Annotated in this window: 7 protein-coding genes; 2 read left to right on the top strand and 5 right to left on the bottom strand. The window is 58.2% G+C overall.

All coding sequences use genetic code 11. The features are described 5' to 3' along the window. Positions 1-138: 138 nt before the first annotated feature. Both VEH04_09840 and VEH04_09845 read left to right on the top strand, forming a co-directional pair. Entirely contained in the window at positions 139-3,102 is a 2,964-nt protein-coding gene (locus tag VEH04_09840) for a glycosyl hydrolase 115 family protein (protein HYG23072.1), read from the top strand. 9 nt (positions 3,103-3,111) lie between these two features. Further along, positions 3,112-5,247: a DUF2264 domain-containing protein gene (locus tag VEH04_09845; GenBank protein HYG23073.1), complete on the top strand. Its 2,136-nt coding sequence runs from the start codon at positions 3,112-3,114 to the stop codon at positions 5,245-5,247. Positions 5,248-5,358: 111 nt separating this feature from the next. Here VEH04_09845 and VEH04_09850 read toward each other — a convergent pair whose 3' ends face one another. From VEH04_09850 to VEH04_09870, 5 genes are all read right to left on the bottom strand, one after another. After that, complete coding sequence (locus tag VEH04_09850; GenBank protein ID HYG23074.1) at positions 5,359-9,081, bottom strand: autotransporter-associated beta strand repeat-containing protein; 3,723 nt, start codon at positions 9,079-9,081, stop codon at positions 5,359-5,361. Between the two features lie 431 nt (positions 9,082-9,512). Further along, a complete protein-coding gene (locus VEH04_09855) occupies positions 9,513-10,346 on the bottom strand; it encodes a prepilin-type N-terminal cleavage/methylation domain-containing protein (GenBank protein HYG23075.1) in 834 nt (277 codons plus the stop codon). 154 nt (positions 10,347-10,500) lie between these two features. Beyond that, positions 10,501-14,556 (bottom strand): autotransporter-associated beta strand repeat-containing protein, encoded by a 4,056-nt coding sequence (locus VEH04_09860; protein ID HYG23076.1) that lies wholly within the window; start codon positions 14,554-14,556, stop codon positions 10,501-10,503. 125 nt (positions 14,557-14,681) lie between these two features. Continuing rightward, positions 14,682-15,338, bottom strand: a complete 657-nt coding sequence (locus VEH04_09865; protein ID HYG23077.1) for a response regulator transcription factor — start codon at positions 15,336-15,338, stop codon at positions 14,682-14,684. 158 nt (positions 15,339-15,496) lie between these two features. After that, the coding region (locus tag VEH04_09870) for a transposase (GenBank protein HYG23078.1) at positions 15,497-15,623 on the bottom strand (127 nt) is incomplete at its 5' end.

Raw genomic sequence — 15,623 nt, forward strand, 5'->3', positions numbered from 1 at the left:
TTAAGGGCGATTTGATAACCATACGACGAATGTCGTATCGCGCCGGCATCCAATGAAACAGAACCGCGCATCCCATTTCCAATACGATGAATGTCGTATGGCGACGTCTCATCTCCATGCGATGATGGCGCACTTCAAATGCCTGACACGATTACTTGCAACGCTTGCCTGCGACCGTTGAGGCTTCTCGCAAGTCTCCTCCTCGCCGTCACGAGCGCAAACACCGTGCTGGCGCTCGGAGAATCGAATTACGTGTTCACAGCGGCCACCCGCGGAAGTTTCACCCTCGTTGACGGGCGTGCAGCGCCAATCATCGTTGACACCAACGATTTCGCCGGAGTGCTGCGGGCGGCGGGTGACCTGCGAAAGGACGTTGAGCGGGTGACTGGAGCTCGGGCGCAAATCCTCCACCGCGCCGGACCGGAGAGCCGAACGGCGGTGATCATTGGCACGGCCGGCAAAAGTCCGCTCATCGACACCCTGGTTCGGGACGGGAAGATCGATGTCTCAGACATAGCGGGCAAATGGGAGGCGTTCTTCCTGCAGGTCGTGCCGCAACCAATGGCCGGGCTCGATAATGCGCTCGTCATTTGCGGCAGCGATAAGCGTGGAACGATTTACGGCATCTACGATCTTTGCGAAAAAATCGGCGTGTCTCCGTGGCATTTCTGGGGGGACAGCCCGGTCGCGCGGCATGGGAAACTTTTTATCTCGCCTGGGAAGTTCGTGCAGGGTCCGCCCTCCGTGAAGTATCGCGGCATTTTCATCAACGACGAAGCGCCTGCATTGACCGAGTGGGTTCGCGCACAATACGGCGACGTGCCGGGCAGGCGCGGCGTCGCGAACTACGGCCGCGGTTTTTATACGAACATCTTTGAGGTGATGCTTCGTCTTCGCGCCAATTATCTCTGGCCGGCCATGTGGAACAATGCTTTCAACGAGGACGATCCCGAAAACCCGCGGCTGGCGGACGAATATGGAATCGTGATGGGCACGTCGCACCAGGAACCAATGTTGCGGGCCCAGCAGGAATGGGATCGCGGGTTTCGGCAGCAACACGGACTTTGGGATTACAACAAGACCAACCAGCGGCCGGCACTGCACGACTTCTGGCGCGCAGGCATTCGGCGGAACAAGGCCTTTGAAAGCATCATCACCTTGGGCCTTCGCGCCGAGAACGACAGCGGCGCTCCCGTCGGCCGGGAACTCACGGAGGAAATCATCAGCATCCAGCGCCGAATCCTCGCCGAGGAATTAACCGCCGACGTCACGAAAATCCCCCAGATGTGGTGCCTGTACAAGGAGGTCCAGGCTTATTATGAGGAAGGTTTGCGGGTTCCCGATGACGTCACCCTGCTCTGGGCTGAGGATAATTGGGGCAACATCCGCCGGCTTCCGACCGCGAACGAACGCGGGCGAAGCGGTGGCGCCGGCATCTACTATCATTTCGATTACCACGGCGGCCCGCGCAGTTATCAATGGATCAACACAAGTCCGATTCCAAAAATCTGGGACCAGATGTCACTGGCCGCGCAATACGGGGCCGATCGAATCTGGATCGTCAATGTCGGGCACTTCAACAAGGGCAGCGAATTCCCGCTCGAATTCTTTTTGCGGCTTGCATGGAACACGTCGCGGTGGACTCACGAAAATCTCGACGAATTCACGCGGTTGTGGGCGGAGCGTGAGTTTGGAAAAGAGCATGCCGTCGAGATCGCGGATCTTATCGCGACCTACACCCGGTTCAATGGGCGCCGAAAACCCGAGTTGCTCGAGCCTGAGACCTACAGCCTGTTGAACTATCGCGAGTTTGAATCCGTGGTTGCGGAATACCAGGCCTTGAGCGATCGCGCGGAAAAGGTTTTCAACCAGCTTGAGCCCAGGTACCGCGACGCGTTCTATGGGTTCGTCCTCTATCCCGTGAAAGCCTGCGCAGGTTTGAACGCCATGTATTTCGCCGCTGGCAGGAACGCCCTCCATGCCCGGCAGGGTCGCGCAAGCGCGAATGATTCCGCTGCTGAAACGCGCAAACTCTTTGCCACGCAGACGAACCTGGTCCACCATTTCAACCACATCTACGCAGGCGGCAGGTGGAACCATTTCATGGATCAGGCTTACATCGGGTATACGAGTTGGAATCCGCCCCGGCAGAACAATCTCAACGCAATCAAGCTGGCCGAGGTCACCGTCCCGGACGCAGCAAGGATGGGCGTCGCAGTTGAGGGTTCAATGGATGCGGCGGGTGGAACTTTGAAGTTTCACAGGCACGGCCAGGCTTCCCGATATGTGGAAGTTTTCAATGGCGGAAAAACGCCGTTCGAGTTTTCCGCAGATGTCCGCGCCCCATGGATCGTTTTGGACGACCAACGGGGAACCGTTGAGAAGGATCGGCGCATTGAGCTCAGGATAGACTGGAACAAAACAGTCCAGGGCGAAAATAGCGGCGTCCTTGTTGTCCATGGAGCAGGAACCAACTTTGTTGTGAACATCCGAGCCGTCAACCCCGCGCAGCCCGCATCGGAAACGGCTGACCTTTTTATTGAAGCGGATGGATTTGTTTCCATTGAAGCCGAACATTTCAGCCGGAACACGGATGCGGGAACGAACCGCTGGATCCGAGTTTCGAATTACGGTCATACCCTTTCAGGCATGCGCGCCGATGCGCCGCCCGGGGCACTCGCTACGCCCGGCAAGGATTCGCCCTGCCTGGAATACCGCATGCATTTATCCAGCAGCGGCGAGGTTGAAGTCGAATCGATTGTGGGTCCCACGCTGGGCTTCATTCCGGGCCGGCCGATTCGCTATGCAGTTTCATTCGACGATCAGGCTCCACGCGAAGTGACGATTGTGCCGGCGCCGTTTGAAGGACATTACACCAATCCCCGATGGTCGGATTCCGTAAGGAACAATTGCCACAAGGTGAAGTCGAAGCACCTCATCCAGTCTCCTGGCGAGCACACACTGAAGATTTGGATGATCGATCCGGCAGTCGTGCTGCAGAAACACATTGTAAACTTTGGCGGCGCCCTCCCCAGCTACCTTGGCCCTCCGGAAAGCTTGCGCGGATCCGTCCGATCCCAGGCGTCGTCGCAATTTCCGTGATCTTACTCCATGAATAACGAACCGTTGGCAGCGGCGCTTCAGCCGCACTCACGCTTCCGCCCGCGCAACAATCAGGTTGGACAGCAAACCGTAAAACAGGCGTTTGAAGTCAAGGATCCCGACTTTCAATTGAGTCCGCTCACCGGGATGACGCGGCGGCATTACATTGAGTGCGCGAAATACGTGCTCGAGCGCGCCTTCACGCACGTGAAGTCTTTTGATTCGCCGATCGTTTTCCCGCTCGTTCCAGGCAAATCGTATCCGCAACCGGACGATCCTGAATGGCGCACGCGTTCCCACGAGTTCGAGGCGCTGGAACGGACCTTCAATCTTGCCGCCCCATTGATGCACGTCGATCCCGAGATCACCATCAAGGGCATCAAACTGCGCGACTATTACTGCCATCATTTTCATGCCGCGTTAACGCCGGGCAATCCCACCAGCCTGCCCCTGCCCGAAGACCTTCCCGATGCCACCTACCAGTTCACCTGCGAATTCGGAGGATGGACCAAGACGCTCCTGCTCCTTCCGGACGTGCTTTGGCCACATCTGACGAAACAGCAGCGTGATGCGATGGCGATCACCATTTCCAAGTGGGCACACCATCGGACAACCCAGAATAACTGGAGATTGTTCAATATTTGCGCGCTGTCGTTCCTTAAAAAGAATGGCTACGCGATTGACGATGATTTGTTGCGCAGTCACCTGCTTTGGATCGCATCCTACCACGCAGGCAACGGATGGTATCTGGAGCAGAGCTACAACTACTACACCATCAGCCTGTTCGTGGTTTATGGAACGATCTGGAATCGGGCCTTTGGAGATGAGCATTATCCGGAGATCGCGGCAGTGCTCGAGAAAAGCTTTGAGCAGTTGATGAAGACGTACGCGCAGTTTTTCGGGCGCGACGGGTACATCAACATGTGGGCTCGCAGCATCTGTTATCGGCTGTGGATTTCGGGCGGGTTTCCTGTTTCGTTCATGCTCAAGTCCAAACCTGCCATGGATCCTGGATGGGCCCGCAGACTCTGCTCCGGCTCCCTCCTGCAGTTCACAGCGCGCGAGGACTTTTACGAGAACGACATTCCGAGCCTGGGATTTTACGGGCACCGGGAATTTGCGATCCAGAACTACAGCTGTCCTGCCAGCCCGTTCATCATGTTCCTTCCCTTCATCGCATTGGCGCTGCCTGAGGACTCCCCATTCTGGACAGCCACGGAGAACGACGGCATGTGGCGCGGCCTTGGCAAAAAATCGCAGCGAACGGTCCTCGAGAAACCCGGTCTTGTGCTGGTGAACCACGGAAGCAGCGGGAGCTCGGAAATCATTTCCGGCAAAGTTTACGACGACGACCACAATTATTCTAAGCTCGTCTTCAACACACATTTCCCCTGGGAGGATCACAACCCGGAAGGCGGCACTTCGCAGGAATACAGCTTTCGCAGCCTCGATCCGCGTGACCTTCGGGGCACGGACATTAATTTTTATCTGACCGGCCGGGCTGTGGAGAATTCCCCGACTCGCAACGCCAGCTATTCAACGTCACAAAGCATCATTTTTAACGGCGTTCGCGATGGAGTGCTTTACAGGCAGCTCCTGATGCGACGACCGCCGAACAACGGCGTCGGTTACATCATCGACCTTGCAGAGATCACGATTCCCGGCGGGGTGATCCGCGTGGATCGATGCCGCCTCGCGTTTGAGCATGAGCTGACACTGGGCCACTTCGGATTGCCCCACTACAACGGCGTAAAGGCGGAGCTGCGACATTTTGAGGACGCGATGCGAACAGGGATCACTGCAAGCGTTCCAGGGAGAAGCGTTGCGCTCATGGCGTATCTCGGCTGGGACAGCGTCTCCGCTCAGGTTCACGAAGGATTCAACGCCGAGACGGACGAAAGCAGTGTTCTATTTGTCCATCGCAGGCGAACGGAAAAGAATCCCGCGATGGAGTTGATGATTTCAGTGATGTTGCACAAGACCGACAACAATCCCTGGAACGACGAGGAACTCTCGCCTGTGAAAAACCTTCGTCTGATGGAAATCACTCCGTCTGGATCGGTGCTTGGAGCTGAAGTCACGCTGGCTGACGAAAGTCGGCATCTGGTTGATTTCAACGAAATCGACGGCTTTAAATCCTGCTGAGCCGATTCCGCGTTGCGCACCGATTGGGACCTTCACAGGTTTGGCAACCACATCATGAAAAAACAGGGCGCGCATTGCTGCGCGCCCTGCCTGATTCACGTTGGGATTCGATTACGGATAGATCAGCCGGAAGAACACGGCTTCATTGCTGGTGTTGATCGGCATTGCGACGTTTGTCGTCCCCGTTGATCCCGCGACATCCACCCAGTTCGTTGCCAGGCCCGTGCTCAGGGAGTTCGTCTGCGCCTGCAGCCGCCATCCCTGGTGGCTTGCGGGCCACGAGAGCGTCAGCACGCCACCCGAGACCGACGTTGTGATGTTTGTGGGGGTGGTACTGACTCCGGGCGGTCCGACAACGGTGATCGTGCCGTTCACGTTGAGGTTGGCAGTGTTGAATGTAACCCCGGGAATGGTCGGCGTGGTGACGCTTGAGAACGAACCACTCAGGCTGCCACTGAACAGTTGGAACACGTTCGTTCCCGTGATGTTGCCGGAGTTGGTGATCACCAGCGCACCGCCGTAAACGATGGTTGGGGCGGTAAGACGATCGCTTGAAGGCGAACCCGTTGTGCTGATGTCGAACAGGTGGCTGCCGCCGAGGGTCACTGAACCACTCACGGTCAGGTTTCCAGTGGCACCCACAGCAGCGCCGGGCCGAAGGCCGCCGTTGCTGCCGAGAACGATGTTGCCCTGGACTGTGCCATCCCCAGCAAGGATCTGATTCGTCGTCCCAGTTCCGAGCGACAGCGTTCCACCGGAGAGTCCCGTCACATTCAGCACGCCCGGCGCGAGGACCGTGACGCCGGCGGTATGTTCCGGAATGGAGGTGCCGGTGAGCGCGAGCACACCGTTGCTGACGGTGGTCACCCCGCGATAGACGAGGGTGGCATTGTTCAGCGTGAACGTGCCGGTGCCTGCTTTAGTGAACGCAGTGAGCCGGGCGGGGGCGGGTGTGGCGAAGGTGATTCCGTCAATGATGCGGCCTTCGAACGTCGTGCTCGTATTCATGCCCCCAACCACCCAGGTGACCGTGCCGTTGCCGCTTCCCTGGGCGGTGAGTGTTCCCTGTCCTTCAAGGCTGCCGAGGAAGTTTACAGAGGCATTGCGGTTTTGGAGGTCACCACTGCCCGCTTCCAATATCCAGCGAATGTTGTCGCTTCCGACGGCGTTGTTTCCGCCGCCCGAATTGAAGCGCAGGCCGCCAGCGCCAACGTTGGTAATGACACCGCTCAGGTTGGCCAGCGTGCGGTTCATCGTTGTCAGCCCGGTCTTATCAAAAAGAATGGCGACGTTGGTTCCCTCTACCGGAACATCGATGTTGAAGTTCCCTGCAGCGGTGTTTTGGAATGTGGCGTTGGTGATGACGACAGCGGTCCCGACGTTGTTGTTAATGTTCGCTCCGAGCTGAACTCTGCCGCCTTCGATGCGGATGCCGCCACCAATTCCAGCAGCGTTTCCATTGTTGTTTCCAAACGCGGTTCCTGACCGGACGATCACACCGCCCGTGAAGGTGTTCGCGGCCGAGAGGTTGACCTGCCCGATACCCGCCTGAATCACACGTCCGGTGCCGTGAATCTGATTCGCCACCGTTGTAGCGCCGACAAGGTTAAACTCCAGCGTCGCGTTGTTCGTTACGACACCCGAGCCGAGCGACCCGTCCGTCACGCCATCTCCAATGCGCAAGGTCCCCCCCTGGATTTCCGTAACGCCGTCGTAGCTGTTGATCCCGGTGAGCGTCAGCGTTCCTGGGTCCAGCTTGATCAGCGTCGCATTGCCAACGATGCCGCCGCCTGTGAATACGTAGGGTTTAGCCGAGTTGCTCACGATCACTGATTGCGGAGCCACAGCTCCCAGAATGTTAACCGTGGTCAGGCCTGTCGCGGTGTCATCGAATCGCACCTTCGCGCCATCGTAATAGTTCGTCAGATTTCCCGATCCCACTTCTCGCCAGACTTTGTTGGCAGCATTGTCGATGTCCCAAACCGCACTTGCGTCGCCAACCCATCGCAGGGTGCTGTCGAAGGTGGCGTTGATGGTCAGGACGAGGCTGTTTCCAACGATGTTGAGCGAGGCGCCCGTAACTTGTGGGGGAAGGGTCCCCAAAACGAAGTTGCCGGCACCGCTCCGGCTGCCCCATTGCATCAGTGTGATGGAACCCACTGTGAGACCGCTGCCTTCAACATTCACCGTGACGTCGCCGTTCATGACGAGACTGCCGGTGTTCGTCACAAGGGCAATCGCAGGGTTGACGCCGCCCGTATAAATGACGTCGAACCTGCCGGGGCCCGCATATGACAGGCCGCTGATCGTGAGTGCTGAATTGGGCGATCCTGAGCGGACACCAAAGCCTTCAGCCGAGTCGGTCAGAAAATAACCTCCAGTTGCGCGCGAAGCCGTGGCGACGATCAACCGGCCAGCTGTGACATACGTGGGGGCGGAATAGGTGTTCGATCCCGCAAGAATCAAAGTTCCGCCGAGCCCCATGTTCGTGATGGCACCATTTCCGTGGATCGGTGCCGTGACCAGCAGTGTTCCGCTGCCGCGTGCAAACACCAGTGCGCTCAGGTTTGTGATCGGGCCTGTGCCGATCGTGCCCATGTCACTTGATCCATCGCCGATCTGCAGCACACCGTTGCTCACAATCGTCGAGCCTGTGTACGAGTTGGGACCCGTCAGCACGAGAGTTCCCAGACCGCGCTTCACCAGGGCAGCGGGTCCCGCACCATTCGCGATGGCGCCCGCAAACACATCCACGTCGCTCGAACTCGCCTGCAGGCTCCCGATATCGTACGTGAGGGTTGAGGCCGCATTGGGACTTCCCGAAAGAAACACGTTGGCGTTGTCGCCAGTGAGTCGTCCGATGGGGAAGTTTGTCGATGCAGGCATGGCAGGGTAGTACCGGAATGTGAATGCAACTCCGCCGCCCATGGACACGCGTGCATTGGGGAATCCCAGGACATTCCCGTATCGGAACTCGTCGCCACCAGTGGTTGCGTTCGCGGTGATATTGATCTGCCCTGTGAATGCAGACCAGTCACCCACAACGTTGTTGCGCACGTATTTGGTTTCAACATTGAAGGTGCCGCTGCCTGTAAGCGTGCCGCCCAACCCCGGGCCGACCGCTCCGTTGTCACCTGCGGATCCCGTCCAGCGCACCGGAAGGATCAACGTCCCCATCGCATCCTGCGGGACAATCAGGTTTCCATTAAACACGCCGAAGGTCGTGGCAGTGTTCGGCGCGGGACGAAGGTTCAATGTACCGTTGTAAAAGGTCACCGACTCGACCGTGCCAAGCGCCAGGGTGTTGGCATCGTTGTTGTCATCCACGTTGATGCCCTGCACCTGCACGATGCCGTTGCTGAGAACTATGCCGCCGGTGATAGTGTTTGCCGCGGCCGTGTTTTCCTTGAAAAGGTTGAGGGTGCCGCCGCCGTCGAGCACGAACCCATCATTGCCTGCCAGCACAATGCCGCGGAGGGTTGCATTCTGGCCGGGCCAGACGTCAATGGTCGGCTTCAACAGCCCCGCGAGCGTGAGCGTGTTGACGGTGTTGCTGATGGTGTAAGTGCCTACCTGGAAAAAGAGGTTTCCGATCGTGCGCGAGGAATCGAGTTCCACCTGCACGGCCGAAGCTGTCTGGTTGTTAAAGGTGGCGCTGTTCCCGGCGCCGCTGGCAACGACGCCATCGACCCAGTTGGTTGCGTCGCTCCAGACGCTGTCGAATTCGTTGGTCCAGGTGCCGCTCTGGCCGAAAGCGCCGTGAGTGACGGCGCCCAACGCCAGGAGCGCCATGAGGCCGGTTTTTGATTTTCTGCTAGGGGTGATGCTTTTCATGGTGATAACTGTGTTTGAGATGAATCATCTCGTAACCGTCTGATCGTCCTGTTTGCTTCCCTGCCCTGCCCATCCGTTCGATCAAAGAGCCCTTTCTGGAGCCGCGACTATTTCGGAAACAGCGCCAGAAAAATCTTCAATTCAAGGAACCTGCTCCAAACCCAAAACACCGGATGGAAGAGGGTCGCCCGGTAGATGGTTCTGGATTAGGTATCGCCGAGCTTAGCCGCTGACCTAATCCGTGGTATCCCCAGTTCTGATGATAGAAACAGGTTCGACGGGACTACGGGACTACGGGACTACGGGACTACGGGACTACGGGACTACGGGACTACGGGACTACGGGACTACGGGACTACGGGACGAAAGGACGAAAGGACGAAAGGACGAAGGGCTCAGGAGGTAATGGGCAAGGGACAAAAATCAAGGCGTCACCTGGCGGCCTGCTCCAGCAGCGGAAGCACATTGCGGTTGAAGTCTGTGAGATCGGCAGGATAGTCGCCGGCGGCGATCTTCCCATAAACGGCCGGTGCCGGCTTGCTGAAGCGCGTCGAGCCGTCCGTGAAAGTCATATTCCAACCTTTGGAGCGTTTGTGGGCGAAGAATTCCGGCCGATCCATCTGGGAATCAATGTAGTCCATGATGAAGACGCGATGCTGCTTCACCTGGGATTGCTTCTGGAACATGCGCGTGGAGGTATTCGGCAACACCACGGGATTGTAGATGTAGCTGGTTCGCACGCCTCCGGTGTTGTTGACCCGGCCAAAACTGATGAATCCTTTCTCTGTGTATTGATCCCAGCCCAGCGGGGATGCGGCGGGATAGCTGGGATCAAAGAACAGGCGTCCATCGCCAACCAGCTTTGCGCCATAGAGGTAACCCAGGTTTTCGAACTGCGCCCCGCGTGCGTTTACCGCCGCGGCATTCTGCGGAATGAGACCGCCACCGACGGGGCCGCCAAACACCACCCATCGAATGTAATTGTCCAGGTCGATCACGTTCTTGGTGCGATTGTTCAGTGTGTTGCCGCCCCACGACGGAAACTCATCGCTGTTGTCCCCTGCGTATAACGTGCATGCGATGAACATCTGCCGTCCGTTGTTTACGCACTGAATGCGCTTTGCCCGCTCCTTCGCGTTCGCAAGCGCCGGAAGGAGCATCGCCGCAAGAATGGCAATGATCGCAATGACCACCAGAAGTTCGATCAGGGTAAATCCGCAGGCCCGGCGGGTCGGGAAAGCAGTTCGCGAGAGGAGGGCAGTCATAATTCAAGAACAGCTCTGGGGAGGCAGCGTCATGAGAATGGCTGGACTGTCGCACAAACAACGCCGTTTAACCATCACCAGTTTGGTGTAGGCGCACAAAAAAGGCGGGCACTTTTCAGTGCCCGCCTTGAAGGTTGCCCTGCTCAGAGCGGTCTTATGGACGCACGAGGCGATAAAACACCGCGCCATTCGCTGCGTCGATCGTCCCATTGTGCTGCGTGCTCGATGTCGAACCAGGCACATTGATCCAGTTGTCGCTCAGGCCTGTCGCGAGGCTATTGGTCTGGACCTGCAGCTGCCAGCCAAGGTGACTCGAGGGCCATGAGAGGTTCAACGAACCCGCTGACACATTGAACGTGATGTTGGTCGGGTTCCCGGTGATTGGAGCCGCGCCTTGCAGAACCTTGATGGTTCCGTTCACTGCCAGCTTGTTTTCCCAGACGTACTGCACCGAATTGTCGGCATTCGACGTGGGAAGCTCAACCAGCGTGAAGCCCAGGCCGGCTACAGGCTTGTTGAACAACTGAAACACATCCCCAGTCACCAGATCCGAGCCCAGGTTTGTGATCGTCAGCGTTCCGCCGTTCACGGCAATCAGGTTGGCGCCGCCGGCTGCGAGACGGTCGCTGTTTTGAGACTGGCTGCGATCGAGGTCCATGTTAACAGTGGCATTGTCCAGGATGATTCCGGAGGTGACGTTCAAAGTTCCAACCGGCAATCCAACGTTCAAGATGCTGCCAGGTGTTGCATTGAGGCTGCCTTGAATAGTTCCCAGGCCGCCGAGCGTCTGGCCGCCGGCCACTTCAAAAACGCCGTTGGTCACGAGCACGGAAACCGCGCCGAAGTCATTGAAGTAATTGCTGACAATGCCCATGCGGGTTGCATCGAGCACCGCGGCCGGCGATGCGAGGGTGATCACAGGCGAGCTGACCAGGTTGTTCGGAACCACGAGCGCGAGCACGCCATTGCTGATGGTCGTCGTGCCGGTGTGCGCCACCAATGAAGGCTCTATCGTGATGTTGGTGAAGGTGACTCCATCCGTATTCTCAGTGCGGGTTGCGCCGAGGAACGTGAGCGTGCCTGTCCCGTCCTTCACGAGGTTGTTCAAGCCGCGGAAAAATCCCGCGAACGTCGAATCAATGTTCTTCCCGCCAATGATGTAGGTGTCGACCGCGCCGGCTGCAGTGGCCTGGTCGATGCCCGACGAACTGCTGCCGCCGGCGATTGCGCCGAGGCGCACCGTTTGCGCGTCACGCGTCACCACCACTGAATTGGAACTGAACAGGAATGTTGGGGCGTCGCCGCCGCTGATTCCACCGCCGTTAAAGAAACGAATCGATCCCGAGGGAATATCCAGATGCACGAGGCCCTGGAAATTCTGGAACGAGGTTGCTCCGCCAAACGACATCTGCGTGGTCACGTGGTTCGTTGTATTCGCAGCGCCGATGAACTGGCCGCCCCAAATGTTTCCGAGGGCATTGGCGGACAAGGTGATTGTGCCGCCATCGACGACGGTGATCGAGTCGGGGGTTCCGGGAGTTGCGCTGCCGCCGACGAGGCTGAGAGCGACGTTGTTGCTGGCGATCACCGCGCCGTCCAGGTTGGCCGGCGAGTTTCCGATCTGCAATGTTGTGCCCGCGGCGAGGACGGTTCCGCCAGTAAAGGTATTATTCCCGTTCAAGCGGAGCGAACCGCCGAGGACCTGAAGCGCCATGCCACCTGTCGCGCCATCCATGATCGTGCCGCCGAACGTAGTGGCTGCGCTGCCGTCGAGGACCAGCGTGTTGGTGCCCGTCGAATTGTTGACGACGGTTCCGGCTGCGCCGGAAAGGCCTGACACGATCAGCTTTTCCACCGCGACGTCCACGATGCCACCGTTGGCAGCCAACTCCCCGACACCGAGGGCACGGGTGCTGGCGGCAACGAGGATTCCGTTCTGCACCGTGGTTGGACCCGCATAGGAATTGGAGGCGGACAACGTAAGCGAATTGGTGCCGATTTTCGTAAGAGCCAGGGTTCCGGCCGAATTACCAATCACGCCGCTGAATGTCCCGGCGCGATCGTTGTTGCCCACGGTAAGGACCGAAGCGGCTGCAATGCCCAGATCAACGGAACCATTGCCGATCAGGCCATTGATCATTCCGTTCTGCCCGTTGAGGTCCAGGCGGCCATTCCCGTAGATTGCAACGTCGCCGGTTCCCGATGAGGGAAGAGCGTTCTCAGCGGCATATTGAATGGTGCCGTTGCTGATGACGGTGCCGCCGGCATAAGTGTTCGCAGTTTGCAACACGAGCGTGCCTGTGCCGACCTTTGCGAGCGAAGCTGCGCCGCCGATCTGGCCTGCGCCGCCGAAGGTGTAATTTCCCGCGGTCGTATCGACTGTGACACTTGAAGGAGCGAGTGTTCCCGCAAGATTAACGAACGAGTTCGCAACGCCAGTTGCATTGAAGAGGACCGAATCAGAATTGTTAAACACAGACGGCAAGCCGCTGTTCAAGAAATTCGCCGTGCTATTGAGATCCCAGGTGGTGTCAGGATTGCCGCCGCTCCAAACAAGGTTCTTGGGCGTGTAGGCGGTGACCACGAGATCAACATTCCCGCCACTGACCTGAATGGCAGCCGCAGTTCCGGCAGCAAGGCCGCTCCCGCTGACCAGCACGGCATAATTGCCGCCGGAGAGGATTGAGCCGGTCGCCTGAGTGATCAGTCGATAAGTCCCGACGCCCAGGGGCGACAGGGAGGCGTTGTTGACCGAAAATGTATTTCCGCTCAGCGCCAGTGTTCCGATTGCAATGTGCAACGCAGGGCGGGCCAGATCGCCGCTTGCGCTGGTGGGCGTGTATACGAGGTTGATTGCTTTGCCTGTGAGGTCGAGCGTCGCGCTCGGATCCAATTCAACAGCAGCCGCATTCACACCAACGGCGGTTCCCGTTCCGCTCCCCCCGAAACCAGTCGTCGTGGGCATGAAGGCAACGCCGCCCATAATCGTAAGGTCGAGCACGGCGCCCGCCGCAACGTTCGCGTTCGGTCCCGTTCCCAAGGCGCCCGGCGTGGTGATCTGATTGATCTTCGCGCCGAACGACCATCGGCCAGCGTACGTGTTATCCATGGAGAGAACCACGGTGCCGGGACCTGCGGTGTTCAAAACGCTGTCGGCTGCGCCACCCGAGACGACACCGACGCCTGACGCTGCCGGATTCAGCACATCACTCGGCATGGTGGTCGCCAGGGTTGCAGTTGTGCCCACGTGATTGCCAACGACGACACCATTCACACCCGAAGAACCGCGCGCGGTCAGGGTACCGCCTTTCCGAAGATTAACCGCCTGGGGCAGCGTGACATTTTCCAGGCGCAGCACTCCGGTGTTGGTCACTGTCGCGGCCGCCGCACTGCCAAAGGCATCCGCAACCAGAACGCCCAGAATGCCTTCGTTGATGTTGATCGGCGAGCCTCCGGGGAACAGGCCTGTGCCTGCGATCAGCCACGTTCCAGAACCTTGCTTTGTGATGCCACCAGTTGCGTTTCCAGGGCCTTCAGACAGGTTCGTGACAACGTTGTTGCCTGTGTTCACGCCATCAAGGACGTAGCGTGTGGCGCGCGTGTTGGCTCCGTTATGCTCGATTGACTCTACTGAAAGCGTGGCCGCGGGATTGGTTGAGTTGTTGATGAGGCTATAAACGCCCGCTGTGCTCGAGGGAAGGTTAACGAGCATCGGCATGGCGATGGATTGCGGGTTGGCGACCGACTCCGTCAGGCGAATCGAGCCGTTATGGCTGACATATAAGATTCCCTGGGCCGGCGTCGCGGCATCCCGCAAAACCACTGGGCTTGGCGAATCGATGACGTAAGCGCCAACGTTCTCGCCATCGAAAACAATGCTGCCAACGCGGCGGCTGCGGCCGTTCACGACTGTGGCGTCGTCGGGAACGATCGGGTTCGCGGCGCCACCGATTCCGGAAAACAATGGCGTGTTGAACGTCGCGGTATCGTTATTGACGTTGTTGTTCCCGGTGTTGTTGACATCGCCGGGCACGGCATTTCCCACCCAGTTGGCAGGAACATTCCACAGCGCGCTCGCGGGCGCGTTTGTCCAAGTCTGGCTTGCAGCGAATGCTGACGCGGCAGAACCGAGAACAGCACATGCTAGGAGCCGGCTGATTGTGGGGTTGGGGGTTGAACACACCGACGGGCGTGTGGATCGAGTTTTCATCTTAGTCATAGGTGCTTGGTCAAAGGCATGGTGTTTTCCAGAAGTTCACACCACGAGTCTTGGATAGATCATCCAGAAAATACATCAGAAGGGAAATCATCAGTTATGGCGACCACGTTGCCTGCTCACCGCGCTGGCATGCTGGGCAGCGACCGCGTTTTTCGCAGGTGCTTCGCAACGGCTTCAGTCCTCGATCGCACATGGAGCTTTTCGTAAATGTGACGGATGTGCGTGTGCACTGTGGCGTAGGTGACGTGCATCGCATCTGCAATCTCTTTGTAAAGAAATCCCTTGGCCAGCAGGTCAAGCACCTGCGCTTCGCGTGGCGACAACGAATCCGTTTCGCTCTGTTCCCCTGCAGGCCGTTGAAACGATTGCACGATCTTTCGCGCGATGTGGCTGCTCATCGGTGAGCCGCCTTCATGGACTTCCTTGATGGCCGACAGCAGCTCCGAGGGCGGCGTCTGCTTGAGCATGTAACCCGTCGCGCCTGCCGCGAGCGCGTTGAAAATGTGCTCGGTGTTCTGGTAAACGGTCAGCATGATGATCTGCGTTTTGGGAAGCGAAGGCTTGAGGCGCCGCACGCATTCCACCCCGTTCAGGTTCACAAGGTTGATGTCCATCAGCGTCACGTCCGGGCGCACCCTCGGAATCTGTTCCAACGCATCCTCCGCGCTCGCGTGCGCGCTCACACAACGGTAGCCAGGGGAACTATTGATCAAACGGGACAGGCTCTGGCGCACTTCCCCATCATCTTCCACGATCGAAACCGAAATACTCATCTGAATCTGCTCAACCTTTCACTTAACCGGCACCGACTCCGTCACGTTGCGGCCGCCTGTATCGATTCTGGCGGATCACGCCATGCACGCATTCTATAGACACATCAAAGCATTGCTATCCCCACAACTGGGTAGCGCCCCAGCCCGGGCTTATATATTTAGCAAACGCAGGAAACCTGGCGGTAGGTGAGCCGTTTGTTTTCGATCAACTGGCCAAACCCTTTCAGGCGGGTGCCATCGGTTTGATGGCGGGTGTTCCAGCGGAAAGCGAATTCATTGGCGTAT

This window comes from Verrucomicrobiia bacterium, from assembly GCA_035629175.1.
Lineage (GTDB): Bacteria > Verrucomicrobiota > Verrucomicrobiia > Limisphaerales > DASXHY01 > DASXHY01.

What these genes read in the sequence shown, in the direction of transcription:
- VEH04_09865 (HYG23077.1), bottom strand. Translation starts at nt 15,338, where the DNA reads ATGAGTATTTCGGTTTCGATCGTGGAAGATGATGGGGAAGTGCGCCAG.
- VEH04_09840 (HYG23072.1), top strand. Translation starts at nt 139, where the DNA reads ATGCCTGACACGATTACTTGCAACGCTTGCCTGCGACCGTTGAGGCTT.
- VEH04_09855 (HYG23075.1), bottom strand. Translation starts at nt 10,346, where the DNA reads ATGACTGCCCTCCTCTCGCGAACTGCTTTCCCGACCCGCCGGGCCTGC.
- VEH04_09845 (HYG23073.1), top strand. Translation starts at nt 3,112, where the DNA reads ATGAATAACGAACCGTTGGCAGCGGCGCTTCAGCCGCACTCACGCTTC.
- VEH04_09850 (HYG23074.1), bottom strand. Translation starts at nt 9,081, where the DNA reads ATGAAAAGCATCACCCCTAGCAGAAAATCAAAAACCGGCCTCATGGCG.
- VEH04_09860 (HYG23076.1), bottom strand. Translation starts at nt 14,556, where the DNA reads ATGAAAACTCGATCCACACGCCCGTCGGTGTGTTCAACCCCCAACCCC.